The organism is Arthrobacter sp. B2060, from assembly GCF_059090445.1.
In genome coordinates, this window is the sequence record NZ_JBNHFR010000013.1 from 1 (window position 1) to 24246 (window position 24246).

At 65.2% G+C, this 24246-nt stretch carries 23 protein-coding genes, 1 pseudogene and 1 riboswitch; of the genes and pseudogenes, 11 read left to right on the forward strand and 13 right to left on the reverse strand.

The window, feature by feature from the left end:
* The first annotated feature begins 155 nt into the window (after positions 1–155).
* Genes ctaC through AC5RUM_RS18830 form a run of 3 tightly spaced genes read left to right on the forward strand, consistent with a single transcriptional unit; the run spans position 156 to position 3167 of the window.
* Entirely contained in the window at positions 156–1028 is an 873-nt protein-coding gene (gene ctaC, locus AC5RUM_RS18820; RefSeq protein ID WP_494036378.1) for an aa3-type cytochrome oxidase subunit II, read from the forward strand.
* Between the two features lie 10 nt (positions 1029–1038).
* Positions 1039–2769: an aa3-type cytochrome oxidase subunit I gene (gene ctaD, locus AC5RUM_RS18825; protein ID WP_494036379.1), complete on the forward strand. Its 1731-nt coding sequence runs from the start codon at positions 1039–1041 to the stop codon at positions 2767–2769.
* Entirely contained in the window at positions 2766–3167 is a 402-nt protein-coding gene (locus tag AC5RUM_RS18830) for a cytochrome c oxidase subunit 4 (protein WP_494036380.1), read from the forward strand. Before ctaD ends, AC5RUM_RS18830 begins: the two co-directional genes overlap by 4 nt.
* A gap of 84 nt (positions 3168–3251) precedes the next feature.
* Here the strand turns inward: AC5RUM_RS18830 and AC5RUM_RS18835 are convergent, their stop codons facing one another.
* Positions 3252–3563, reverse strand: a complete 312-nt coding sequence (locus AC5RUM_RS18835; protein ID WP_494036381.1) for an HPr family phosphocarrier protein — start codon at positions 3561–3563, stop codon at positions 3252–3254.
* Positions 3564–3724: 161 nt separating this feature from the next.
* Between AC5RUM_RS18835 and AC5RUM_RS18840 the strand changes: the two genes are divergently transcribed.
* The gene (locus AC5RUM_RS18840) at positions 3725–4516 is read left to right on the forward strand and encodes a GntR family transcriptional regulator (RefSeq protein ID WP_494036382.1); all 792 of its coding nucleotides are present in this window, start codon (positions 3725–3727) and stop codon (positions 4514–4516) included.
* A 138-nt stretch (positions 4517–4654) separates the two neighbouring features.
* Here the strand turns inward: AC5RUM_RS18840 and qcrB are convergent, their stop codons facing one another.
* The 4 genes from qcrB to ctaE all read right to left on the reverse strand — a co-directional run bounded on the left by qcrB (position 4655) and on the right by ctaE (position 8991).
* Positions 4655–6325, reverse strand: coding sequence for a cytochrome bc1 complex cytochrome b subunit (gene qcrB, locus AC5RUM_RS18845; RefSeq protein WP_494036383.1), 1671 nt, complete (start codon positions 6323–6325; stop codon positions 4655–4657).
* Positions 6303–7373 (reverse strand): cytochrome bc1 complex Rieske iron-sulfur subunit, encoded by a 1071-nt coding sequence (gene qcrA, locus AC5RUM_RS18850; RefSeq protein WP_494036384.1) that lies wholly within the window; start codon positions 7371–7373, stop codon positions 6303–6305. The genes qcrB and qcrA overlap by 23 nt, the downstream gene beginning before the upstream one ends.
* A gap of 103 nt (positions 7374–7476) precedes the next feature.
* The gene (qcrC, locus tag AC5RUM_RS18855; protein ID WP_494036385.1) at positions 7477–8265 is read right to left on the reverse strand and encodes a cytochrome bc1 complex diheme cytochrome c subunit; all 789 of its coding nucleotides are present in this window, start codon (positions 8263–8265) and stop codon (positions 7477–7479) included.
* 87 nt (positions 8266–8352) lie between these two features.
* Positions 8353–8991, reverse strand: coding sequence for an aa3-type cytochrome oxidase subunit III (ctaE, locus tag AC5RUM_RS18860; protein ID WP_494036386.1), 639 nt, complete (start codon positions 8989–8991; stop codon positions 8353–8355).
* A gap of 148 nt (positions 8992–9139) precedes the next feature.
* On the opposite strand from ctaE, the gene trpD reads away from it, so the two are divergent.
* Complete coding sequence (gene trpD, locus AC5RUM_RS18865) at positions 9140–10198, forward strand: anthranilate phosphoribosyltransferase (RefSeq protein WP_494036387.1); 1059 nt, start codon at positions 9140–9142, stop codon at positions 10196–10198.
* 35 nt (positions 10199–10233) lie between these two features.
* On the opposite strand, the gene AC5RUM_RS18870 is transcribed toward trpD, so the two are convergent.
* The 3 genes from AC5RUM_RS18870 to AC5RUM_RS18880 are packed head-to-tail and all read right to left on the reverse strand — an operon-like array spanning position 10234 to position 13213.
* Positions 10234–11064 carry an ABC transporter ATP-binding protein gene (locus AC5RUM_RS18870; protein ID WP_494036388.1) on the reverse strand — a complete coding sequence of 277 codons (831 nt, stop codon included), beginning with the start codon at positions 11062–11064 and terminating at the stop codon, positions 10234–10236.
* A complete protein-coding gene (locus AC5RUM_RS18875; protein WP_494036389.1) occupies positions 11061–12152 on the reverse strand; it encodes a FecCD family ABC transporter permease in 1092 nt (363 codons plus the stop codon). Before AC5RUM_RS18875 ends, AC5RUM_RS18870 begins: the two co-directional genes overlap by 4 nt.
* The gene (locus tag AC5RUM_RS18880; protein ID WP_494036390.1) at positions 12149–13213 is read right to left on the reverse strand and encodes a FecCD family ABC transporter permease; all 1065 of its coding nucleotides are present in this window, start codon (positions 13211–13213) and stop codon (positions 12149–12151) included. Before AC5RUM_RS18880 ends, AC5RUM_RS18875 begins: the two co-directional genes overlap by 4 nt.
* A 128-nt stretch (positions 13214–13341) precedes the next feature.
* Here AC5RUM_RS18880 and AC5RUM_RS18885 point away from each other — a divergent pair, with 128 nt between their 5' ends.
* Together AC5RUM_RS18885 and AC5RUM_RS18890 are read left to right on the forward strand one after the other, a co-directional pair.
* Positions 13342–14364 (forward strand): ABC transporter substrate-binding protein, encoded by a 1023-nt coding sequence (locus AC5RUM_RS18885; RefSeq protein ID WP_494036391.1) that lies wholly within the window; start codon positions 13342–13344, stop codon positions 14362–14364.
* A gap of 107 nt (positions 14365–14471) precedes the next feature.
* Complete coding sequence (locus tag AC5RUM_RS18890; protein WP_494036392.1) at positions 14472–15398, forward strand: siderophore-interacting protein; 927 nt, start codon at positions 14472–14474, stop codon at positions 15396–15398.
* Positions 15399–15421: 23 nt separating this feature from the next.
* Here the strand turns inward: AC5RUM_RS18890 and AC5RUM_RS18895 are convergent, their stop codons facing one another.
* Together AC5RUM_RS18895 and AC5RUM_RS18900 are read right to left on the reverse strand one after the other, a co-directional pair.
* Complete coding sequence (locus AC5RUM_RS18895) at positions 15422–15703, reverse strand: Lrp/AsnC family transcriptional regulator (protein ID WP_494036393.1); 282 nt, start codon at positions 15701–15703, stop codon at positions 15422–15424.
* 71 nt (positions 15704–15774) lie between these two features.
* On the reverse strand, positions 15775–16191 hold the full coding sequence (locus AC5RUM_RS18900) for a DUF3054 domain-containing protein (protein WP_494036394.1): 417 nt from the start codon (positions 16189–16191) through the stop codon (positions 15775–15777).
* Between the two features lie 150 nt (positions 16192–16341).
* Here AC5RUM_RS18900 and AC5RUM_RS18905 point away from each other — a divergent pair, with 150 nt between their 5' ends.
* Positions 16342–16815, forward strand: coding sequence for a VOC family protein (locus AC5RUM_RS18905; RefSeq protein WP_494036395.1), 474 nt, complete (start codon positions 16342–16344; stop codon positions 16813–16815).
* A 48-nt stretch (positions 16816–16863) separates the two neighbouring features.
* Here AC5RUM_RS18905 and AC5RUM_RS18910 read toward each other — a convergent pair.
* Positions 16864–17073: pseudogene (locus AC5RUM_RS18910) on the reverse strand (substrate-binding domain-containing protein); the annotation flags it as partial.
* Between the two features lie 310 nt (positions 17074–17383).
* On the opposite strand from AC5RUM_RS18910, the gene AC5RUM_RS18915 reads away from it, so the two are divergent.
* A complete protein-coding gene (locus AC5RUM_RS18915) occupies positions 17384–20725 on the forward strand; it encodes a PKD domain-containing protein (RefSeq protein WP_494036396.1) in 3342 nt (1113 codons plus the stop codon).
* A 160-nt stretch (positions 20726–20885) separates the two neighbouring features.
* Here the strand turns inward: AC5RUM_RS18915 and AC5RUM_RS18920 are convergent, their stop codons facing one another.
* Positions 20886–21749, reverse strand: a complete 864-nt coding sequence (locus AC5RUM_RS18920; RefSeq protein ID WP_494036397.1) for a LysM peptidoglycan-binding domain-containing protein — start codon at positions 21747–21749, stop codon at positions 20886–20888.
* A 3-nt stretch (positions 21750–21752) separates the two neighbouring features.
* A riboswitch (cyclic di-AMP (ydaO/yuaA leader) is annotated at positions 21753–21926 on the reverse strand.
* Positions 21927–22213: 287 nt separating this feature from the next.
* Between AC5RUM_RS18920 and AC5RUM_RS18925 the strand changes: the two genes are divergently transcribed.
* The gene (locus AC5RUM_RS18925; RefSeq protein WP_494036398.1) at positions 22214–22480 is read left to right on the forward strand and encodes a hypothetical protein; all 267 of its coding nucleotides are present in this window, start codon (positions 22214–22216) and stop codon (positions 22478–22480) included.
* Between the two features lie 163 nt (positions 22481–22643).
* Here AC5RUM_RS18925 and AC5RUM_RS18930 read toward each other — a convergent pair whose 3' ends face one another.
* Complete coding sequence (locus tag AC5RUM_RS18930; protein ID WP_494036399.1) at positions 22644–23582, reverse strand: cupin domain-containing protein; 939 nt, start codon at positions 23580–23582, stop codon at positions 22644–22646.
* A gap of 185 nt (positions 23583–23767) precedes the next feature.
* Here AC5RUM_RS18930 and AC5RUM_RS18935 point away from each other — a divergent pair, with 185 nt between their 5' ends.
* Positions 23768–24229 carry an anthrone oxygenase family protein gene (locus tag AC5RUM_RS18935; RefSeq protein ID WP_494036400.1) on the forward strand — a complete coding sequence of 154 codons (462 nt, stop codon included), beginning with the start codon at positions 23768–23770 and terminating at the stop codon, positions 24227–24229.
* Positions 24230–24246 lie beyond the last annotated feature (17 nt).

Sequence of the window (24246 nt, forward strand, 5' to 3'; positions counted from 1 at the left end):
CGGCGCCGGTGATCACCGGCGCCGCCACACTGACGCCGACATGTGGGCGAAAACGCGCGGGGAGCGGTAAGCTCTACACCGAGTAGTAAAACCTTTAGTGTGCCCGGGACGCCATAGGCTGCCCTGGCAACAGCAACAAGTAGGAAGGGCCGTCTGTGAGTTCGCAGAACCGAACCGGCAGCCGACGCAAAACGATCACTACGATCACTGGCTTGGCAATCGCCGGCGCGTTGGTTTTGACTGGATGTTCGCCAGTGGTAGAGAAGGGGTGGCTGCCCACTGAGCGGGGGACCACCAGTAATACCGACCGCATCATGGACCTCTGGGTCAACTCATGGATTGCCGCGCTCGTGGTGGGCATCATTACCTGGGGTTTGATCGTCTGGTGCCTCGTCGCGTACCGGCGCCGCAAGGGAACCGTCGGATTCCCGCGGCAGACCAGCTTCAACTTGCCGCTCGAGGTCTTCTACCTGACCATCCCGCTGTTCATGGTGCTGGTGTTCTTCTACTTCACCGACCGCGACCAGCAGGCCATCGATGACCGCTCACAGCCAGCCGACGTCGTCGTCGACGTCCGCGGCAAGCAGTGGGCCTGGGACTTCAACTACAAGAAGGGCGAGGTCATCCAGGAGGATGTCCACGAAGCCGGCGTCCAGGCACACCTGACCGGTGAAGCCGTGGACAAGGAGAAGCTCCCCACGCTATACCTGCCCGTTGGCAAGTCCGTCGACGTGGAGCTGAACTCCCGCGACGTCATCCACTCCTTCTGGGTTCCCGCCTTCCTGCAGAAGCGCGACATGATCCCGGGAAAGACCAACTACATCCGGTTCACGCCCACCAAGGAAGGCACCTACGACGGCAAGTGCGCCGAGCTCTGCGGTGAATACCACTCCGAAATGCTCTTCCGCGTGAAGGTTGTTTCCGAGTCCGAATTCCAGGCGCACATGAACCAGCTCCGCCAGGACGGCAACACGGGCCTGCTCGGCGAAGAGTACGACCGCAACCCGAGCCTGACCGAGACGAAGTAAGGGGAGCGACGTGGCTACTTACACTCAATCCGCCGGGATTCTGGAATCTCCCGCAGCACCCGTAGTACCGAAATCCAAGGGGCGCGTGGTCGTCAACTGGATTACGTCCACTGACCACAAGACCATCGGGTACATGTACCTGATCGCGTCCTTCGTGTTCTTCTGCCTTGGCGGCGTGATGGCGCTGCTCATCCGTGCCGAACTTTTCGAGCCCGGCATGCAGATCCTGCAGACCAAGGAACAGTACAACCAGCTGTTCACGATGCACGGCACGGTCATGCTGCTGATGTTCGCCACCCCGCTCTTCGCCGGGTTCGCGAACGTCATCATGCCGCTGCAGATCGGCGCCCCCGACGTCGCCTTCCCGCGACTGAACGCCCTGGCCTTCTGGTTCTTCCTCTTCGGTTCAACCATTGCCGTGTCCGGCTTCATCACCCCGCAGGGTGCCGCCTCGTTCGGCTGGTTCGCCTACGCGCCGCTGTCCAACACGACGTTCAGCCCCGGCATCGGTGGTGACCTGTGGGTCTTCGGCCTGGCGCTGTCCGGTTTCGGCACCATCCTCGGTGCTGTGAACTTCATCACCACCATCATCTGCATGCGTGCCCCGGGCATGACCATGTGGCGCATGCCGATCTTCACCTGGAACACGCTGGTCACGGCCATCCTGGTCCTGATGGCGTTCCCGCCGCTGGCTGCCGCACTGTTCGCGCTCGGCGCGGACCGCCGCTTCGGAGCCCACATCTTTGACCCGGAAAATGGCGGCGCCGTCCTGTGGCAGCACCTGTTCTGGTTCTTCGGCCACCCCGAGGTGTACATCATCGCGCTGCCGTTCTTCGGCATCGTGTCCGAGATCTTCCCGGTCTTCAGCCGCAAACCGATCTTCGGCTACAAGGGCCTGGTGTACGCAACGATCGCCATCGCCGCCCTGTCGGTCACCGTGTGGGCGCACCACATGTACGTGACCGGTTCGGTGCTGCTGCCGTTCTTCGCATTCATGACCATGCTCATCGCAGTGCCCACCGGCGTGAAGTTCTTCAACTGGATCGGCACCATGTGGCGGGGCTCGATCACGTTCGAGACCCCGATGCTGTGGAGCATCGGCTTCCTCATCACGTTCCTGTTCGGCGGCCTCACCGGCATCATCCTGGCCTCCCCGCCGCTGGACTTCCACGTCTCCGACTCCTACTTCGTCGTGGCGCACTTCCACTACGTGGTGTTCGGCACCGTGGTGTTCGCGATGTTCGCCGGGTTCTACTTCTGGTGGCCGAAGTGGACGGGCAAGATGCTCAACGAGCGCCTCGGCAAGATCCACTTCTGGCTCCTGTTCCTGGGCTTCCACGGCACGTTCCTGATCCAGCACTGGCTGGGTGTTGAAGGCATGCCGCGCCGCTACGCGGACTACATGATCGAGGACAACTTCACTTGGATGAACCAGTTCTCCACGATCTCCTCCTTCGTGCTGGGCGCGTCACTGATCCCGTTCCTGTGGAACGTCTACATCACCGCCCGCAACAGCGAAAAAGTCACGGTGGACGATCCTTGGGGCTTCGGCGCTTCGCTGGAGTGGGCCACTTCCTGCCCGCCGCCGCGCCACAACTTCACGTCCCTGCCGCGCATCCGTTCGGAACGCCCGGCTCTGGACCTCCACCACCCTGAACTCTCCCAGTCACACACCGTTGAGTCACCGGCGCCGGCAGCATCGGTACTCGGTAACGCCGATCAGAAGGACACTGCGAAGTGAAGATTGAATCTTGGATTTTTGGAGCCGGAGTCTTCTTCTTCGTACCGGTCTCGGTGATTTACGGGTTCCTCACCGACTGGTCTGAATGGGTGGGCATCCTCGGCATCCTGCTCGTCGGCGGCCTTGCGGGCATGATCGGCGCCTACCTCGGGTTCACCGGCAAGCGCGTCGGCATGCGCCCTGAGGACCGCAATGACGCCGAGATCCACGAGGGTGCCGGCGAGCAGGGGCACTTCAGCCCCTGGAGCTGGTGGCCCCTGATGCTCGGTCTGACCTGCGCGGCAGGTTTCCTGGGTCTCGCCATCGGGTTCTGGATGACCTTCATTGCCGCAGGCATGGCGATCATCACCCTCGTAGGCTGGGTCTACGAGTACAGCCGCGGCGATCACGCCCACTAGGCTGTAGGTTTCCGGCTCTCAGACAGCTAACGACGGCGGGCCCCACCTTTTTGGTGGGGCCCGCCGTCGTTGGTTGGTGGCATGCTAGGCAGTCGCCTGAGACTCCCGGGATGCCTGCGACTCCAAGAGCTCGGCCAGGCCGGTCAACGCGGCTTCGGCCTCGGTGATGCTGCGGCCTGCCGGCAGAGCGGATTCCGTGATTCCCAGTTCCACTTCGCAGCCGCAGATGAAGTCGGCGGTCATCACCTCCAGCAGGGACCTGGCGTCAACGGCGTCTATGCCGTCCTTCCTGATGGTCACCGGCAAACCTGTGTCCGTGACGGCACGGACGAAAACCGCCGCTGGGCGGGCATGCAGCCCTATGGCTGCTGAAACGATTGCCTTGCGAACTGGCAACTGGACTCCTCTATTTGGACGGAATGACGCCGTCGTCTTTATCGTTCGCCCTTAAGAATATCGCTGTGGAACAGCCCAACCGTTCGCCGGAGGCTGGTCTAGACCTCGCAGGGAAGTGGCATATTCTTGAAGTGTGAATATGACTTTCAGGACCAGCCGACATGGCCGCTAGCGCTGCGGGCATCGTTGGTGAGATCGACCGGAAGTCGGGCGTCCCCATCTATGTTCAGCTGAGGGAAATCCTTCGGACATACATTGCGACGTCCTGTCCGCCGGGTTCGGGGCTTCCGTCGGAACGGGACCTGGCCGAAAGGTTCGGACTCGCCCGCATGACCGTCCGCCAGGCCATTGATGCCCTGGTGGGTGAAGAGGTCATTGAGCGCGTGGTGGGCCTGGGTACGTTCGTCCGCAAGCCCAAGCTCGATTTGCAGGTGAAACTCACCTCGTACAGCGAGGAAATGCAGCGCCGCGGCATGGTTCCGGCGGCCAGGGTGCTCAGCTTCGAACAGATAGCCGCCAGTGCCTTTCTCGCGCGAGAACTCCAGCTGGAGGAGGGAACGCCCCTGGTGCGTTTCCGGCGCCTGCTGCTGGCCGATAATGAGCCGATGAGCGTGGACGAGAACTTCATTCCGGCCCATCGTGTACCAGGGCTGCTGGACGGCGAGCCTCCAACCTCGCTCTACAACGTCCTGAGCGAGCAGTTTGGCCTGGTGATGGAATGGGGGGAGGACATGATCGAAGCCACCGCCGCTTCGCCCTCCACCGCACGGCTGCTGAATGTTGAAATCGGTGCGCCGCTGCTGAAGATCCAGCGGCACGCCTTCGTTGCACGCGCGATGGTGGACTATTCCGTGTCCTTCTACCGTGCCGACCGCTACAAGCTCTGGGTGCCTCTGCAGCGCCCTGGCGTACGGCCCACGCGCAATCACGCCTCCGGGTACCGGAACCAGTAGCCAGGAGCCGGCTGAGGCGCCGGAAGGCCGCCGGCCGGCCCCTCCCCGCGTGGGGCGCCTGTGCCCCAGTCATGGACGCAGAAATGCCCGGTCCCAAGGGACCGGGCATTTCTGCAGTGCTAGCCGCGTTGGCTGTTCCTAGTGGCTGAGGGTCTTCTGCCCGGCGCCTGCTTCGACAGCCTCGTGGTGGCCGTGGCTGGCTTCCAGCTCGGCCGGGGTTGCCGGGGCAACCCTGTCCTCGAAGAACCAGCGGGAGAGCGCCGCGCGGCGCTTTTCCTTGCGGGTCACCACACCGTGTTCGTTCGGTTCGGCCGGCAGCGGAACGGGAGACTCGAAGCCCACGAGCTTGTACCGCTTGTACTCGTCCAGCGGAGCGTGCACCTCGATGAATTCACCGTGCGGGAGGCGCACGATGCGGCCGGTTTCACGGCCGTGGAGGGCGATCTCACGGTCCTTCCGCTGCAGGGCCAAGGCGACGCGCTTCGTTACGACGAACGCGATGATCGGGCCGACGAAGAACAGCGCCCGCAGCCAGTACGTGACGTCGTTCAGCGAAACCATGAAGTGGGTTGCGATGAGGTCGGAGCTGGCTGCCGCCCACATGACGCAGTAGAACGTGAACCCTGCCATGCCGATCGCGGTTCGGGTAGGAGCGTTGCGCGGACGGTCGAGAACGTGGTGTTCGCGGTCGTCCTTTGTGATCCAGCGCTCGATCCACGGGTACATGAACAGAACGGTGAAGACGATGCCAGCCGGCACCAGGGCCGGAAGCAGGACGTTAAGCGTCAGCACGTAACCGAAGATGACGTACTCGAAGTGGAAATCGCCAATGACACCGGGCATGAGGCGAAGCGCACCGTCAACCCAGCCGATGTACCAGTCAGGCTGCGTGCCTGCGGAAACCGGGGAAGGGTCGTAAGGCCCGTAGTTCCAAATCGGGTTGATGGTGAAGAAGCCTGCCATCAGAGCGATGACACCGAAGACGATGAAGAAGAATCCACCGGCCTTGGCAGCGTAGACCGGACCAAGCGGGTAGCCGACGACGTTGTGGTCGTTGCGCCCCGGCCCGGGGTACTGGGTGTGCTTGTGCACCACCACCATGAAGAGGTGCAGGACGATCATCAGGAGGATCAGTGCCGGGACCAGCAGGATGTGGAGCACGTACAGGCGGCCGATGATCAACGTGCCGGGGAACTCCCCGCCGAAAAGGAAGAAGGAGATGTACGTACCGAGTACCGGAATGGACTTGATCACGCCGTCGATGATGCGCAGACCGTTACCGGACAGCAGGTCGTCGGGGAGCGAGTAGCCGGTGAAGCCGGCAGCCATGGCCAGGATGAGCAGAACGCCGCCCACCACCCAGTTCAGTTCACGGGGCTTGCGGAAGGCGCCGGTGAAGAACACGCGAAGCATGTGCACGGCGACGGACGCCACGAACAGCAGGGCCGCCCAGTGGTGCACCTGGCGCATGAACAGCCCGCCGCGGACATCGAAGGAGATGTCCAGCGAGGAGCTGTACGCCACCGACATTTCAACGTTCTTCAGCGGTGTGTACGAGCCGTTGTAGTGCGTTTCCGCCATGGACGGGTCGAAGAAGAACGTGAGGAACGTTCCGGAGAGCAGGAGGATGACGAAGGAGTACAACGCCACTTCGCCGAACATGAAGGACCAGTGGTCCGGGAACACCTTGCGGCCGAATTCGCGGAGAATACCGGATCCGCCGACGCGTGCATCGACGAAGTCGGTAACGCGTCCGACTTTGGTGTTGGCTACATAAGCGGGGGCTTTAGCTGTTGATGCTGCGCTCATGCTGATCACGCTCCCAGTAACTTGGTCCGACGGGTTCTTTGAAGTCGCTGGTAGCGACCAGGTAGCCCTCGTCATCAACCGCGATGGGCAGCTGGGGGAGAGGGCGGCTGGCGGGGCCGAAGATAACCTTGCATTCCTTTGTCAGGTCGAAGGTTGACTGGTGGCACGGGCACAGCAGGTGGTGCGTCTGCTGCTCATAGAGGGCGACAGGGCAACCAACGTGGGTGCAGATTTTGGAGTAGGCGACGATGCCGTTGTAACCCCAGTTTTCGCGGCCGGGAGAAGGGTTGAGCTTCGCCGGGTCGAGGCGCATGAGCAGCACGACGGCCTTCGCCTTCTCGTTCAGCTTGCCTTCGTGGAGGTCGTTGAGGCCTTCCGGGATGACGTGGAAGGCGGAGCCGATAGTGACATCCGACGCCTTGATGGGCGTGCCGTCGGGGTCACGCGCCAGGCGCTTGAGCTTGTCACCCTCCGGTGCCCAGAGCGTGTGGGCCAGCTTGTCATCGGGGCGGGGACCAAGGTCGCCGAAGACGGCAAGGGCGGGGAGCGGGGCAAATGCCACAGCACCGAGCAGGGTGTTGCGAATGAGGGGACGGCGCTTGATTCCGGTTTCCTCGACGATGTCGTCGACGATCCGGACTGCTGCCGCGCGGTCATCCTCTTCGCGGATGGCGTGGCGTTCCTCGGAGACCTCGTGGTCCGGCATGAGGGCCTTGGCCCAGTGCACGATGCCCGTGCCGATGCCAAGCATGGCAAAGGCTGTGCCGATCCCAAGCAACATGTTCTGCAGCCTGATGGTGGCGATCGTGGAGTCATCGCCCAGGTCGATGGCGAAATACGCCACCAGGAAGATCACGGTGCCAACGACCGACGAGCCGAAGAGTACGGCTACCTGCCGTTCTGCTCGCTTTGCGGCCTTCGGGTCCGTGTCAGCCAGGCGCAAACGATGCGGAGGAATTCCAGGATCCTGGAACTTCTCCACCTCATTCTGACCAGCCGTAGCTACGGTGCCCGAGTGGATCGGACTGCCGTCACTATGGTTGCCCATGATTCGCCTCATCCTTCTCTCGTCTCGGCGGTGCCGAGTTAGTGTTCAATTTCAAACCCGCTGAACGGTCAGCAGGACGTTTATTTGGAATGTCCTGCGCGTGCTAGGACGTGCGGGACGTCAGCCAGATGGTGAAGGCAATGATGACGCCCAGGCCTGCAATCCAGACAAAAAGGCCTTCGGATACCGGGCCGAGGGCTCCAAGGTCGGCGCCTCCGGGGGAGCCCGTGGTCTCAATCTGCTTCAGGAACGTGATGATGTCCCGCTTGTCTTCGGGGGTGATGTTGGAGTCACTGAAGACCGGCATGTTCTGCGGACCGGTCACCATCGCCTCGTAGATGTGCTTGCCCGACGTGTCGGCCAGGGCCGGAGCGAACTTGCCACGGGTCAGGGCGCCGCCTGCTGCCGCAGCGTTGTGGCACATGGCGCAGTTGACGCGGAACAGCTCGCCGCCCTTGGCGGCGTCGCCCTGTTCATCGAGAACGCCGGCTTCCGGGATGGCGGGGCCGGCGCCCAGGGAGGCGACGTAGGCGGACAGCTGGTGGGTCTGCTGTTCGTTGAACTGGGCAGGCTTCTCGTAGGCCTGGGGGCCGTTCATCTGCATGGGCATGCGGCCGGTGCCGACCTGGAAGTCGACGGCAGCGGCGCCGACGCCTACCAGGGACGGACCGTCCTGCGTACCGCCGGCACCCATGCCGTGGCAGGTGGCGCAGTTCGCTTCGAAGAGCTTTTCGCCTTCCTCGACATCACTGGCGCTGAAGTTGGTGGTGCTGGCCTTCGCCTCGTTGACGGTGGTGGCAACGGCATACAGCCCACCAGTGAGGAGGAGGCCCATCAACAGCAGGGCTATTGCTGCCAGTGGGTGACGTCGCTTCTGCGAGAGTGCCTTCACGTGGTGGTTCCTTTATTTGATCGTGCGTCGGCTCCGGGAGCCGCTTCTTGAATTTCAGTCTCTTGGGGGACAAGAGGGAAGTCTTGGTTACATGAGGACATAGATGACCAGGAAGAGGCCAATCCAGACGACGTCCACGAAGTGCCAGTAGTAGGAGGTGACAATCGCCGAGGTTGCCTCGAAGTGACCGAACTTCTTAGCGGCGAAGGAGCGGCCCATGATGAGGAGGAACGCGACCAGACCGCCGAGAACGTGCAGGCCGTGGAAGCCGGTGGTCATGTAGAACGCCGAACCGTAGGCGTTGGACGACAGCGTCACGTGCTCGGAGACGAGCATGGCGTACTCGGTGGACTGGCCGGCCACGAAGAACGCGCCCATGAGGAACGTCAGGGTGAACCACTCGTTCATGCCCCAGCGGGTGAACTGCAGGGGACCGCCGCTGCGTCGCGGCTGGAGCCGCTCTGCGGCGAAGACGCCCATCTGGCAAGTAAAGGAACTTGCCACGAGGACGATCGTGTTAACGAGCGCAAAGGGGAAGTTGAGCTTGGCCGTCTCTTCAGCCCACATCTCTCCGGAAGTGGAGCGGAGGGTGAAGTACATGGCGAAGAGGCCGGCGAAGAACATCAACTCGCTGGACAGCCAGACTACGGTTCCAACGGAAACCATATTGGGGCGGTTCAGCGTGGGGTGCGCCGGGGTACTGGGGGCATGGGTCGCAGATGTCACATAGACATTATGTCTATAAAACTCCGTCCTGCCCAACGCAAACCGCCTTTTCGGGGGACTTTTTCTACAAAGACGCGAAATCGCGCGGAAAAGTTCCCTGGGGGGTTCACATTGGTCATCCGAAGCCCCACCTCGATAGCATCGGGTGGTGACTTCACAGGTATCGGCACAGGCGGCAGGTAACACCTGGCCGCGGCTCATCTCCACGCTGATTGACGGTAAGGACCTGACGGCAGAGAGCACGCGCTGGGCCATGGGGACCATCATGTCGGGTGAGGCCACCCCTGCCCAGATCGCCGGATTCCTTGTGGCGCTGCGCGCCAAGGGCGAGACCGTGGACGAGATCGCAGGCCTTGTCGATGCCATGGTTGCCCATGCCAACCCCATCAACATCTCTGGCGAGAAGCTCGACATCGTGGGCACGGGCGGCGACCAGCTGAACACCGTTAACATCTCCACCATGGCCGCGCTCGTCTGTGCCGGTGCCGGTGCCAAAGTGGTGAAGCACGGCAACCGCGCCGCATCGTCGTCGTCCGGTTCGGCCGATGTGCTCGAAGCGTTGGGCGTCCGGCTGGATCTCTCCATTGCTGACGTTGCACGAAACGCCGAAGAGGCAGGCATCACGTTCTGCTTCGCCCAGGTGTTCCATCCGTCGTTCCGCCATACCGCTGTGCCGCGCCGGGAGCTGGCGATACCCACGGCATTCAATTTCCTCGGTCCGCTCACCAACCCGGCAAGGGTCCAGGCCTCGGCCGTCGGTGTAGCCAACGCCCGGATGGCGCCGCTGGTGGCCGGCGTGCTGGCCAAGCGCGGCAGCCGCGGACTCGTCTTCCGCGGAAGCGACGGCCTGGACGAACTGACCACCACCGGCCCGTCGACTGTTTGGGAGATCCGCGACGGCGGGGTCACCGAACAGCAGTTTTCGCCGGCAGAGCTCGGGATCCGTCACGCAACCGTAGAGGAACTCCGCGGCGGAGACGCCCAGGCGAACGCCGCCGTCGTCCGCCAAGTGCTGGCCGGCAACGCCGGACCGGCACGCGATGCTGTCCTGCTTAATGCGGCCGCCGGACTGGTGGCGTATGACATGGACGCCGAAGGCCCCCTGACCGAGCGCATGGGGAAGGCGCTGGCCCGCGCCGCTGAGTCCATCGACTCGGGGGCGGCAGCCGCAGTCCTGGACAAGTGGGTCAGCCTCACGCAAGGGTGAGGCTGAGTTATTCCAGCACTCTTATTTTCGAACAGCTAACTGCGCACCACCGACGGGGCGGTTGAAGGCTGCCCGATGGGAATGACGTGCGGACGCCCGTCGGTCGGTTCCCTCACCACCTGGGCCTCCAGGCCAAAAACCTCCCGCAGCAGTTCCGGCGTCACCACTTCTGCGGGCGTTCCCTGTGCCACGATGCGGCCGTCCTTCATGGCGACAATGTGGTCCGAGTAGCGGGCTGCCAGCGAGATGTCGTGAAGCACCATGACCACCGTCCTGTCGTGGCGGCGGTTCAAGCGGCGCACAAGTTCCAGGACGTCCACTTGGTGGGCGAGGTCCAGGTAGGTCGTGGGCTCGTCGAGGAGGAGTATCCCGGTTTCCTGGGCCAGGGTCATGGAGATCCATGCCCGTTGCCGCTGGCCTCCGGACAGATCCTCGAGCGGAGTGTCGGCCAGTTCCGCGATGTCGGTGGCGCGGAGCGCCTCGTCAACAACCGACTGGTCTTCGGGCGAGAACTGCTGGTACCACTTTTGCCGCGGATGCCTGCCGCGGGAGACCAGGTCTGCCACGGTCAGCCCCGAAGGCGCCGTGGGCGTTTGCGGCAGGATGCTGATTCTCGTGGCGATGTGGCGCGTGGACCGGCTGCCCAGCGCCGCGCCGTCCAGGAGCACTTCGCCTGATCGTGGCGCAATGAGCCTGCCAAGGCCGCGGAGGAGCGTCGATTTGCCGCATCCGTTGGGCCCGATGATGGATGTGATCCGTCCATTCGGGACTGTCAGGGACAAGTCATGGATGATGTTGGGACCGTCGTAGCCCAGGCTGAGGTTTTCAGTCCGCAGCCCTTCATGCCGCTGTGTGGCGATGTTCAACTCAGCCTCCGCTGGTACTTCAGGAGCAGGTGGATCAGGAACGGTGCGCCCAGAACGGCGGTGGCGACGCCGACGGGCAAAGGAACGCTGAGGGCGTTGGCCGAAACCGTGTCCGCCAAAAGGACGAACACCGCACCCACCAAGGCTGAGACCCCGACCGGGGGAACAACGCCGGAGGTCAGGGACCGGGCGATCTGGGGGCTGGCCAGGGCAACGAAGGCCACCGGACCCGCCGTCACCGTGGCAACGGACGCCAACAGCACCGCAATGGTCAGCACGGTCAGCCGCACGGCCCCGATGCGGGTGCCGAGCCCGACGGCGGTGTCCTCGCCGAATCCGGTCAGCAGCAGCCACCGGCCACTGAGGACTGCAGCGGCGATGAGCACCGCGGAGCTGAATGCCATCGGCTGGACGGTCGTCCAGTCCTTGCCGTTGAGCGAGCCGGTCATCCAGGTCAGGGCCTGTGCCGCGCTGGTGACGTCGCCCAGAGTCAGGATCCAGGTGGTGAGGCTCGCGGCAAGGCCGGAAATGCCGAGCCCGGCGAGGACGAGCCGATAGCTGTCCAAACCCCTGCGGTAGGAAAGCACGTAGACCGCTACACCGCTGACAATGCCGGCAGCGAACGCCGCGGCAGGCATTCCCACGGTGGCGGCGAGCCCGCTGAGCCCTGCATGTCCTCCGCCCGCGATCACCAGGACTGCCACCGCGCCGAGTGACGCTCCTGCCGTCACCCCCAGCAGGTCCGGGCTGGCCAGGGGATTGCGGGCCACCGTCTGGGTGATGGCCCCGGCCGCGGCCAGGGAGGCGCCGACCAGGACGGCTGCCACCATGCGTGGTGCGCGGAACTCCGTGACAGCCAGGTGTGTCCGGGGGCTGGAGACGTCACCGAAGAGCGCCCGGAGAACATCCGGATATGGCAGGGGTGTCCCCCCGAAGGCAACATGCAACGCCATCGCGGCAACCAGCACTGCGGCCAGCAAGGCACCCACCAGCAGCAGGCGGAGATTGACGCGAACGGACACCGGCCCCACGCGCAGCGCGCGGATTGTGGCGGCGCCGGTCCGCCGGCCGCTTTCAATGACCGTCATAGCGTTGCCAGCCTGCGGCGGCGCGCCAAATGGACGAAGAAGGGGGCTCCGACGACGGCGAGGACCACACCGACGGAAAGTTCGCCGGGACGGGCTATGACGCGTCCCGCGGTGTCGGCCAAGAGCAGCAGCGTCGCTCCCGTCACGGCGGACAGCGGTATCAGCCAGCGGTAGTCGGGTCCGGTCAGGGTGCGGGTGATGTGGGGGACCAGCAGCCCCGCAAAGGCAATCGGCCCTGCCATCGTGACCGCTGAACCGGCCAGCAGAGTGATTGCCGCGATTCCGGCGGCGCGTGCCCTGAATACGGAAATCCCCAGCGAAACAGCCGCATCTGACCCCAGAGCCAGCGCGTTCAGGGGCCGGATGTTCAGCACGGCCAGAATGGCGCCGGCGCAGATGAACGGCCAGATCACCGTGAGCACATCACTGTGCCCGGCCAGCGATCCGACCTGCCAGAACCGGAGAGTGTCGAGCGCCTGGTCATTGAGCAGGACGATGCCGGCCACCAGCCCGGAACACAGCGCCGTCACCGCTGCCCCGGCCAGGACCAGGGTCACGGGGGTGGCGCCGTGGCGGGCGGCAGAACCAACGGCAAAAACCAGGACGCTGGCGGCCAGTGCTCCGGCGAAGGCCAGCAGGGCCTGTACCAGCGCGGGTGCCTCACCGGCGAGCGCCGTCGCGGTAACGATGGCCAAGGCCGCCCCCTGGTTGATGCCCAAAAGTCCGGGGTCAGCAACGGGATTCCGCGTGTGTCCCTGGATCAGGGTACCGGCCAGTCCCAGGCAGATTCCTGCACAGACAGCCAGGACGGTGCGCGGCCAGCGAAGCTCGCGCACGGTCACATCCATGATGGTGCCGTCCGGGGTGAACAGTGCGTGCCAGACCTCCGGTAGCGACGACGGCTGCCCGCCTATGCAAATGCTCAGGACGGCCGCCGCAATCATCGCCGCCAGGGATGCGGCCAGCCAGCGCACAGCTGATCTGCCCGGGCGCCGTCCGCGCCGGGATGCTTCCGTCCGCTCCGGCTCCGCCAAAGCGTCGGTCGGATCCAGTGTTTTCACTCGGTCCTTCCATTAAGTCATGTCTTTGTAATCTATTTCCCGCAGGGCTGCTACAGTCTACGGCAGACACACAGGTAAGCCTTGCCTAATAAGTCGAACCCCCCGTCACATCGTTTGAAAGCGAAACAGTGAAAACACGCATCCTCAAGAACTTCAGCGCGGCGGCCGCCGGCATGGCTCTGCTCGCCACCGCGGCCTGCGGCACCTCGGCCGCCACCAGCGGACCCGCGGGGTCGGACGCCACACAGGCGGCGGCCGCGCAGTCTGCCGGTTATCCACTGACCATGGAACACACCATGGGCAAGACCACGATCGAAGCGGCACCCAAGCGCGTCGTGGCGCTGGATCCCAGCTACATCGACGCTGCTCTGCTGCTGGGCGCTGACCTGGTCGGCTACGTGCAGTACCGCCAGGACCCGAAAGCACCCTTCTCGCCCTACCTCGGCGACGTCGCGGACGCCACCAAGGACGCAGTGAACGTGGGCACCATGGCCGAGCCGAACCTGGAAAAGATCCTGGAGCTGCAGCCGGACCTCATCGTTTCGGCCAAGGTCCGCCACGAGGCCCTCTACCCGCAGTTGTCCAAGATCGCGCCCACCATCTTCTCCGTCAGCACCGGTCCGACCTGGAAGGAAAACGTCGTCTTCCTGGGCGAGGCGCTCGGTAAGAAGGCGAAAGCCGAAGAGTTTGTCAAGGCCTACGAGGACAGGGCCCAGAAGGTGGGCGCGGAGATCCTGAAGAAGAAGCCGGACGCGACGTACTCGCTCGTCCGCTTCACCGGCGGAGACACGGCCCGGCTGTACTCGTCCAACTCGTTCATTGGCGAGATCATGGCGGACATGCGCATCCCGCGCCCCAAGACCGCTCCGGACAGCACCGAGGAAATCTTTGTCCCGCTTTCGTCCGAGCAGATCCTCCAGGGCGACGCCGGCCTCGTCATGGTGAGTGCATTCACGCCTCCCGGCCCGGAGGGCGACACGGCCCGGGCCCAGCAGGAGAAGTTCCAGTCCAACCCGCTGTGGAAGAAGCTGAAAGGCGATGTCGTCGCCGTCGACGACGCAACGTTCCTCGCCTCCGTGAGCATCCAGGGCGCCCATGCCGTCATCACGGACCTGGCCAAGCACTATGGAGTGGATCCCCACCTGCCGTAGCCCGACCGAAAGCGGTGGCCGGCAGCAGCTGAGGCAGCATTAGCTGCTCGGCATGCTGCCGGCCACTGCTTTGGTCTTGATCCAAGCGGAAACAAAGGAAGAGGAAAATGAGCAGCCCCGGATCCAGCACCTGCCCGCTGCGGGTTTTTGACGTCGTCGTCCGCCGCGTCCGGCAGCTGAGCCCCCATGTCCGCCGAATCACCTTCGGCGGTCCTGGTCTGGAGAGGTTTGGAGTCCCGGGCCCGACGCTGGACCTGAGGATCAAACTGCTCCTGCCTGTTCCGGGACACGCATTGTCAAGGCCGGGCTCCTCTGACGGCCAACTGCAGGAGGGGTGGTACCAGGACTGGCTCCGCATCGCCCAGCCCGAGCGCGGCTGGCTGCGCAGCTACACCGTGCGGGCACTCCGTGCCGCCCCGGATGGGCAGGAACTCGATGTCGATTTCGTCGTTCATGCCGCGTCCCACCCCCTCTGCGACGGGAGTTCCGCCCCGGCGTCTGACTGGGCGCGGGCTGCCGAACCCGGAAGCACTGCTGTCTTGGTCGGCCCCGATGCGCTCAGCAGCAGAACGGCCCCGACCGCCGCGACAGGCATCAGGTGGGATCCCCAGGGCGCACGCCAGGTTCTTCTCGCCGGGGACGAAACGGCGGTCCCGGCGGTCAGCTCAATCCTCGAAGCTTTGCCCGTTGCCGCCACCGGCCGGGCCTTCCTGGAGGTGCCCGATGACAGCGACTTCCAGGATCTCAGGTCCGAATCCGGAGTAGTGGTCACCTGGCTGGCCCGGAACCCGACGAAAGCACCCCGTGGCCAATTGCTGTGTGACGCCATCCGGCGTTCGTATGCGGCCGGTGCGGCTTCGGAGGAGCTGTATGCCTGGGTGGCAGCGGAAGCCAGCACGGTCAAGAACCTTCGCAGCCACCTCGTACAGCATCTGGGCATCGACCCCAAACGATCCGAGCTAAGGGCCTACTGGAGCCTCGGGAAGGCAGGATCGGGCGCCAACGGCATCCCGGTCAAACAACAGGTCAGCTGATACTCGTGGGCGGATGACCGCTGCTACTCCTCGAAGCCCAGCGCAAACGCGGCGTCAAGGTCGTGCTGCGAGTATGCGCGGAAGGCGATGTGGGTAGTGGTGTGGACCACGGTCGGGACCTTTGACAGCCTGTCCGCGATGACATCCGCAAGTTCCTCGTGCTGTGATACCCGGGCCACCGCAATGAGGTCCCATTCTCCGGTAACCGAGTAGACCTCGCTAATGCCCTGGATGGCGGAAATTTCCTCGGCAGTTTCGGGGATTCGCGAGGCGTCTGTCTTAATCAGGACGAAGGCGGTAATCACTGGTAACCCTTCCGGATCTGTTGTGCCCCGGCAGTGCCGGCGGGTGCATACTGTGCTGCCAGCCTAGTACATCAGCCTCGCCGTCGTGATCGCCGCAGCCGCAGGAACCCGAGGACCAGAGCCCGGTAGCCAAGGAGCAACACAGCGAGGCTGATGAGCGCGACGATGACGAACGGCAGCACCACGGTTTGCCCGGTTAGGGCACGCAGCGCCATCCCCACGCCCACCGTGCCCAGCCATACGGCCATGCCGGCCGGCCACAGCGCGAGCGGTTCCCGCCACAGCCGCAGCAGCAGCCACATGACTGCTGCGCCAGCGAGGAAGGGCCACGCTGTGAGCAGGACTCCCGTAATGACGTCGCCCCGTGCGTGGGCGTCACGGCCTATGGCTGCAAACACCATGATGAGCAGGGCATCAGCCGTTGCCGCGCAGGCGGTGACAGCGGGGATGGACCGCTCCGAACGTGTGGGACTTTTCGTCGAGCGCATGCCATTGAGCCTAGCCGTTTCGGCCATGGTGTTGCCCATCTGGCCCGACCCGTTGTCAGGGCTCCCGCGCAGGGCTACGCTCGAGCCGGCAAGCATCGGGGGCCAGCGGCTGGTCCGGCGTCGGAAGAGTACCGGGAGAAGGAAAGCATCATGCAGAAGATCACTGCCTGTCTTTGGTTCGACAACCAGGCCGAAGAAGCGGCCGAGTACTACGTGTCCGTCTTTGACAATGCCAGGATCAACAGCGTTTCGCGCTTCGAAGAAGGCGGCCCCGGCCCGGAAGGGCAGGTCATGTTTGTGGAGTTCACCATTGAGGGCCAGGAGTTCCAGGCGCTGAACGGGGGACCTGCGTCCTCGTTCACGGAGGCTGTTTCGTTCTCGGTCGACTGCGCGTCGCAGGACGAAGTGGACCGCTACTGGAACGCCCTGACGGACGGCGGGACGGAGAGCCAGTGCGGTTGGCTCAAGGACAGGTACGGGGTCTCCTGGCAGATTGTCCCGTCAGCGCTCGGCGGGCTCCTTGGCGGACCGGACGCCGCCGGAGCCCAGCGGGCCATGCAGGCGATGCTCTCGATGAGGAAACTGGACATCGGTGAGATTCAAAAGGCGTACGACGGCGGCTGAAGCGGTTGGGTGCCCTTCGGCACCACTTCTCGGACGTGGGGCATGCGGCCGGTATCCGGTCAGGGGCGGCTGGCGGGAGCCGTGGTGTTCCGGATACGTGTTGTCGTACCCGACCAGCGAAAATTCTGCGGGGACCCGGACGGACCGCTCATCGGCGGCCGAGAGGGCGCCAATGGCAAGGATGTCGGGCGTGCTGTATGCAACGACATTGTTGACTCCTTGGATCTGTCGGCCGGAATTCAGGGCCGTTGAGGGGATGCATGCGGGTGCGCAAGATCACGTCCTCCCCGGATTAGAGCGCTCTAACTCGCCACCTCAAAACTTTGTACTAACATCCGGTCAAATCCGGGAGATGATCCCCTAATTCGGGTGGGAAGCTGTGCGCCTCCATGGCAACCCCAAGGTTTTCAGAACTTAGCGGGAGCACGATGGGTGATGTTTCATCCTCAGGTGGACTAATGACGCTTCCCAGCAGCCTCAGCCGCACGCCGGGCTGGGCCGTAGCTGATCCCGGACGGGTTGGTTTTCCTCGTCCGGATGACTTTCATCGCCGAAGAGAAACTACGAAATGATGAAAAAAACGCTCCGCTGGTTCAGCCGTTTGCTCGTTCTGTCCGTTGTCGCCGCGGGAGGCCTGGTGGGCGTTTCTGGCCCAGCGCAGGCGGCCACCGTCGGCACTCCGAGCATCACGTATTCGGGGGTGAGCAACCCTCCGACGGCGGATAAACCGCAGAGCAAGTTGTGGTGGAATGACGGGTCCTGGTGGGCGAACATGTGGACCACGGGCAGCGGGTGGAGCATTTACCGGCTGGACCGGGATACCGACACGTGGGTGGATACCGGGGTGCGGAGCGACAGCCGGGGCAGCAGTTCCTCGGACACGTTGTGGGACGGCAGCAAGCTGTATATCGCCTCGAACGTGGTGACTTCCGGTTCGTCGGCGTCCGGGCAGCCCGCCCGGCTGTACCGTTACAGCTACTCGGGCGGGAGCTACTCTCTGGACGGCGGGTTCCCGGAGACCATTTCGAACAACAGCAGCGAGTCGCTGACCATCGATAAGGACTCCACCGGCGTCATCTGGGCCACCTGGACCCAGGCCACGAGCACCACGAACACCGTTTTCGTGAACAGTTCCGGCCCCGGCGGCACGGGCTGGGGGACCCCGTTCGTGGTGCCCGGCGCGGCGGATCCGAACCCGACGCCGGATGACCTGTCCGCCATCGTGGCGTTCCGGAACGACCAGATCGGGATCATGTGGACGGACCAGGCCACCGGGACCGCGCACTGGGCTACGCATACCGACGGGGAGGATCCCCGGGCGGCGTCCTCGTGGCGGCACCGGGAAGCGATCCGCGGGAACCGGCAGGTGGATGACCATCTGAACATCAAGACGCTGCAGGCCGACCCGACCGGCCGGGTTTACGCCGCGGTGAAGACCAGCCTCAATGACGGCTCGACGGACCCGAACCTGGCCCAGGAGGTGCTGGTGGTGTTCAAGCCGGGCACGGGGGCCTTTGAACAGACCACGATCGCCCGGACCGGGGACTGCGTCTCGCGTCCGCAGATCATGCTCGATACCGAGAACAACCTGGTCCGCGCCTTCCACACCGCGCCCTCGACCACGGTCAGCGGCTGCCCGTTCTCCGGGGTGGCCGGCAGCATCTATGAAAAGACCGCGTCGATGGACAACCCGGTCTTCGGGACCGGCCGCGGCACCCCGGTCATCGAGGACGCCAACTCGGCCAACATGAACAACGTGACCAGCACCAAGCAGAGCGTGAACGCGGCCACCGGGATCGTCGTCATGGCCACCGACCACGTCGCAAAGCGCTACTGGTATTCGGACCGCAGCCTCGGCACGCCGCCCCCGCCGCCCGACGGCGCCCCGACCGCGTCGTTCACGGCCTCGCCGACGTCCGGCACGGCACCGCTGGCAGTGAACTTCACCGACACCTCTACCGGCGGCCCGCTGTCCTGGGCGTGGGAGTTCGGTGACGGCGAAACCGCCACCGCGCAGAACCCCTCGCACACCTACACCACCGCCGGGACCTACACCGCGACACTGACCGTCACCAACGACGAAGGCTCCGATACCAGCACCAGGACCATCACCGTCAATCCCGACGGCGGCACCTCACCGGAGATCGCCGTGCGCAGCTTCAGGACCGCGTCCACGGAAACGGCGACCACCACGGTCTCCCTGCCCGCACCTACCGGCCGGGCCGCCGGTGACGTCCTGGTCGCGTCCTTCACCGCGGACAAGAACCCCACGGTTGCCGTCCCGGCGGGCTGGACCGCGATCACCAGCGGGCTCTCCATCGGCAGCGGCGCCCGCGTCTTCGCCTACTACCGGGTCGTTGGCTCCGCCGACCCCGCCACCTACACCTGGACGCTCAGCACGGCCGTGAAGTGGGGCGGCGGCATCACCGCCTACACCGGCGTCAACACCACCACACCGCTGGACAGCACCGTGGCCACCGCCGTCAACTCGAGCTTCTCGGCGACCAGCATCGCGGTGGGCAGCATCACCACGGCCAGCAACGGCGCCCTGCTCATCGGCGGCCTCGGCTTCGACAGCTCCAGCCCGGCAGCCACCGCTCCCACCGGCTGGACCGAGCGCTGGGAAACCACCGGCGGCCAGGTCGCGGAGCAGGCCGACAGGACCCAGGCCACCGCCGGCGCCGCCGGCACCGCCACCTGGACCTTCAGCACCGCCAAAGCCGTCGCCGCCTGGCGCACCGCCCTGAAACCGGGCGGGACGGTGCCGCCGCCCGGGCCCACCGCGCCGGTCGCGTCGTTCACCGCGACGCCGACCACGGGCACGGTCCCGCTGGCGGTGAACTTCACCGACACCTCCACCGGGACGCCGACGTCATGGGCGTGGGAGTTCGGTGACGGCGCCACCGCGACCACGCAGAATCCGTCCCACACCTACACGGCGGCCGGGACCTACACCGCGCGGCTGACCGCCACCAACGCCGCCGGCTCGAACTCCACCACCAGGACCATCACGGTCAACCCGGTCAGCGGGCCCGCCGCGCCCGTCGCGTCATTCACGGCCTCGCCGACCACGGGCACGGCACCGCTGGCGGTGAACTTCACCGACACCTCCACCGGCTCGCCGACGTCGTGGGCCTGGGAGTTCGGTGACGGCTCCACGTCAACCTCGCAGAACCCGTCCCACACCTACACCACGGCAGGGACCTACACCGCGCGGCTGACCGCCACCAACGCCGGCGGCTCGAACTCCACCACGCGGACCATCACGGTCAACCCGGTCGGCAGCCCGGGGATCGCCGTGCGCAGCACCCGGACCGCGTCCACCGAAACGGCGACCACCACCGTCTCCCTGCCCGCGCCGACCGGCCGGGCCGCCGGTGACGTCCTGGTGGCGTCCTTCACCGCGGACAAGAACCCCACGGTCGCTGTCCCGGCGGGCTGGACCGCGATCACCAGCGGGCTGTCCATCGGCAGCGGCGCCCGCGTCTTCGCCTACTACCGGGTGGTTGGTTCCGCCGACCCGGCGAGCTACACGTGGACGCTGAGCACGGCAGTGAAGTGGGGCGGCGGCATCACCGCCTACACCGGTGTCAATACCACCACGCCGCTGGACAGCACCGTGGCCACCGCCGTCAACTCGAGCTTCTCGGCGACCAGCGTCGCGGTGGGCAGCGTCACCACGGCCAGCAATGGCGCCCTGCTCATCGGCGGCCTCGGCTTCGACAGTTCCAGCCCGGCAGCCACCGCTCCCACCGGCTGGACCGAGCGCTGGGAAACCACCGGTGGCCAGGTCGCGGAGCAGGCCGACAGGACCCAGGCCACCGCCGGCGCCACCGGCACCGCCACTTGGACCTTCAGCACCGCCAAGGCCGTGGGAGCATGGCGTACCGCCCTGAAACCAGCAGGTTAACCAGACCGACACTGCCATGACTTGAAGTAGACAGATCTCGACGGGTCCTCCGGAATTTGTGCCGGAGGACCCGTCGTCGTCAGGCCCGTACGCAGCCCTGGCAGACGCGACAGTGGCAGGCGCTGCCGCGCCTGCCACTGTCTATGCTTGCTCTGACGTTTTAGGCGTTTACCCGCACGAAAGTGGAGCCCCCAAGCCAGGAGGCAGGGTGGACGATGGTTTCGTTGACGCCATTCATGCCGCTGCTGATGGCCTGCCCGCCACCGATGTAGATTGCAACGTGTCCGGCGCGGATCATCAGGTCGCCGGCCTGGGGCGTGGACACCGGTGTGCCGTACTGGTGGAACTGCAGGGGAGCGAGGTCTCCGACCGACTTGCCGACGGAGCGCAGGGCCTGTTCCACCAGGATGGTGCAGTCCTGTGTGGCACCCAGTTGTGCCCGGGCCGAAGCCACGAGGGCGGCGCCGACGCCACTGGCCGGAGCAGCCGGTGCCGGCGTGACCGACGACGACGCATGGTAGATCCCCATGCCGGCCGGCTGGGGTGCTGCCGGCGCAGCCGGGGCAGCGGGTGCCTGCGGTGCTGCTGCAGGCTGTCCGGGACCCGGGATCAGGATCTGGTCGCCGGGATAAATTACCGAGGCCAGCGACAGGTTGTTCTCGGCGAGTACTGCATCGAGGCTCACGCCGTGGCGTGCTGCGATCGCCCCCAGCGTGTCGCCAGATACAACAGCGTGTGATGCGCCTGCTACGCCAGATCCTCCTACGGGTGCCAGGTCTTGGGCAGCCTGGACCTGGGGTGCGGCCTGCACCTGGGCGCTGGTGCTGCCCGTGGCCTCGGGAGCGTAGGTGCCTGCCTGAGCCGGTGCCCCGACACTGAAGAGCAGTCCGGACGCAGCAGCCGCTGCTGCCGCAGGCTTAGCTATTGATGCGGCGTTGGACTTGAGGGAATACGACAGGCCCTGAAGGGCGATGGACGTCGTGGGGGTGGCGCGGTGGCGCGCGGACATGGACTTACGTGACATGGTGGATTGCCTCTCCCATGCCTGCGGGGTGAGCTGTCGGGTTCGGATGGGAGTCACCCGGTCCTGCCCCGTTATGTGCACGGGAGCGTCTGGACTTAACCCCTAGGCCTTGGCGAGCAAGGCCAGTATTAATGTGGTTCCCCCGTCCCTGCCTCTTGGATATTGCGAACGGATCCCGGTCAGCGGCAGGGCTCGGCATTCTGCCCGGGAATGCCCCCGCATGAACCGGGGCACCGCTACAGGCTAACCCACCTGTGCGCCAAAAGTCACATTTCGGTAACGGCGCGGAGGGTCCGACGTGTCCAAAACCGCCGCTGATTACCATGGCGGCAGTGCCATGCCAAGTCTGGCCGCGAAGTCCTCCGGGTCCTAGAATCGCTGTGGACGCAACCGGCCAGGGCACCCCCGGACACGCCCGCGGGGGAATCAGTTATTGTTCCAGCGGTGCCGGCGAGGAAGCTGCCATGACGGATATTCAGGGACTCATCAGTGCGTTGCTGCCGGAAGATCTTGCTGTGCTGCAGGACCGTGGCCCGGACCAGCGCCTGGACAGGGACATGGTCGACGCCCTCGACCGGGCCGCGGGTGGGCCCGGGGAAGGGCGAGGCTACTACGTCGTGCGCGGCAGTCTGGAGCCCCTGGAACGCCGGAACTATTTCCTTCGGGAAGACGTGGCGGCGGCCATCTTCGCCCCGGCGACACTGGAAGATGCAACCGAGGCAGACGCCTAACCTCTATGCCGGCCTCCCCGCAGGTGGAAGGGCATACGCTCTGATCGGGACGGTCCACCGTCCCAATCTGGTACCGCGGAGAGTCATTGGTACGTGAGGCTGTCAGAGAGCGCCCCGAACTGCTCGGCTGACATGCTCCGGACCTATCCTCGCCTGTGGACGGCTAGCCGCGCCCGGCGCGGCGGTAGCTAGTCGGGCTCGTGCCATAGGCCCTGGTGAAGGCGGTGCTGAACGTGAAGGCGTTGCTGTAGCCGACCTCGGCGGCGATGACGGCAGTCGTGGAGGTACTGCTGGCCAGTCGGTCAGCTGCCAGAGCCAGGCGCCAGGCGGTGAGATAGGTCATCGGCGGCTGCCCGACGGCGGTGTGGAACCGGGCAGCCAGGGTAGCCCGGGAGACGTGCGACCTTCGGGCCAGTTCCGCGACGGTCCACGGCACGGCCGGCTCCTCGTGCAGCAGGGTCAGTGCCTGGGCAACGACAGGGTCACGGGTGCCTGCCGCCCAGCTTGGGACGTCGGACGTGGCCCGATCAACACAGCCGCGCACGAGGTGCAGCAGCAGCAAATCCAGAACCCTGTCCAATGCACTCGCCTGCCCCAGGCCGGGGGAGGTGAGCTCTCGCTCGAGCATCTGGAGCAGTGCCGGATCGGTTTCCTTTTCAGTGAAGACTGCCAGGTCTGGTAGGGCGGAGGTCGCCAGCCGGCCGGCCGCCGCTTCTGATTGGTAGGTGCCGATCAGCAGGACGGTTTCCCCGTGGGTGGCGTTGCCCCAGGTCCGCACCCCCTGGGCCATTGTGGTCTCCAAGTGGTCGCCGGTCGGCGTGCGGCAGGACTGGCCGGGGCCGATCAGCACCGTCGGCGGCCGGTCTGGGGCATCGGCCACCAGGTACGGGGAAGGGCCGCGGACCGTCGCTGCCTGCCCCGTGCTGAGGAGCTGTGGCGGGCTTCCCTGGCTGACGATCCACGAGGTCCCTCGGACGGCAGCTATCACGGTCAGGGCGGCCTCGTCCCGAACGTCAATGGCGAACGGCGGATCCATCACTACTCGCAGAGTGAACGCGGCGCCTGCCCGGGGCCCGCTAAGGAACGCCGACAAGGGATCCATGTAGCCGATTCTAGACGATAGGATATGCAGAGTGGACGCTGAGCCATTCAGCGTCCACAAAGTGGCTGGCACTCTGGAGCCATGACCATAACTTCCTCGCCCGCTCCTCTTCTTGTCACCGGAGTCACTTATGCGGTCCGTACCGCCGCAACTGGCGTCCGGGCCGCGCATGCCGAGGCACGGCTGTGAGCGGGTGGTTACCGGTCGCGGCCGGGACCGGATCCGCATTGGTCGGCGGCTTTTACCTGGCCTTCTCGGCGGTAGTGATGCCCGCCCTGCGCCGTCGGCAGTCCGGCGAAGCGATCGCGACCATGGCATCAATCAATGAGAACGCTGTGCGGCCTCCATTCATGGTCCTGTTTTTCGGCACCGCTGCCGCCTGCGCGGCAGTTGTGGTTGCAGCAGCCATCGACCCCCGGCCCCAAACGCCGCTGAGGGCCGCCGGCGCAGCGGCTTACCTGGTGGGTTGGGCGTCAACCATGGCGATCAATGTGCCGCTCAACAACAGCCTTTCCCGGAATGGACCTGGTCATCTGGAAGGACAGTGGCATAGCTACGAACGCCCTTGGACCAAGGCCAACCATCTGCGTGCCGCCCTCTCGGTCGCAGGCGCCGCCGGGCTCCTGGCCCCGGTGTCGACGTCCTAGTCTCATGCACATGATGC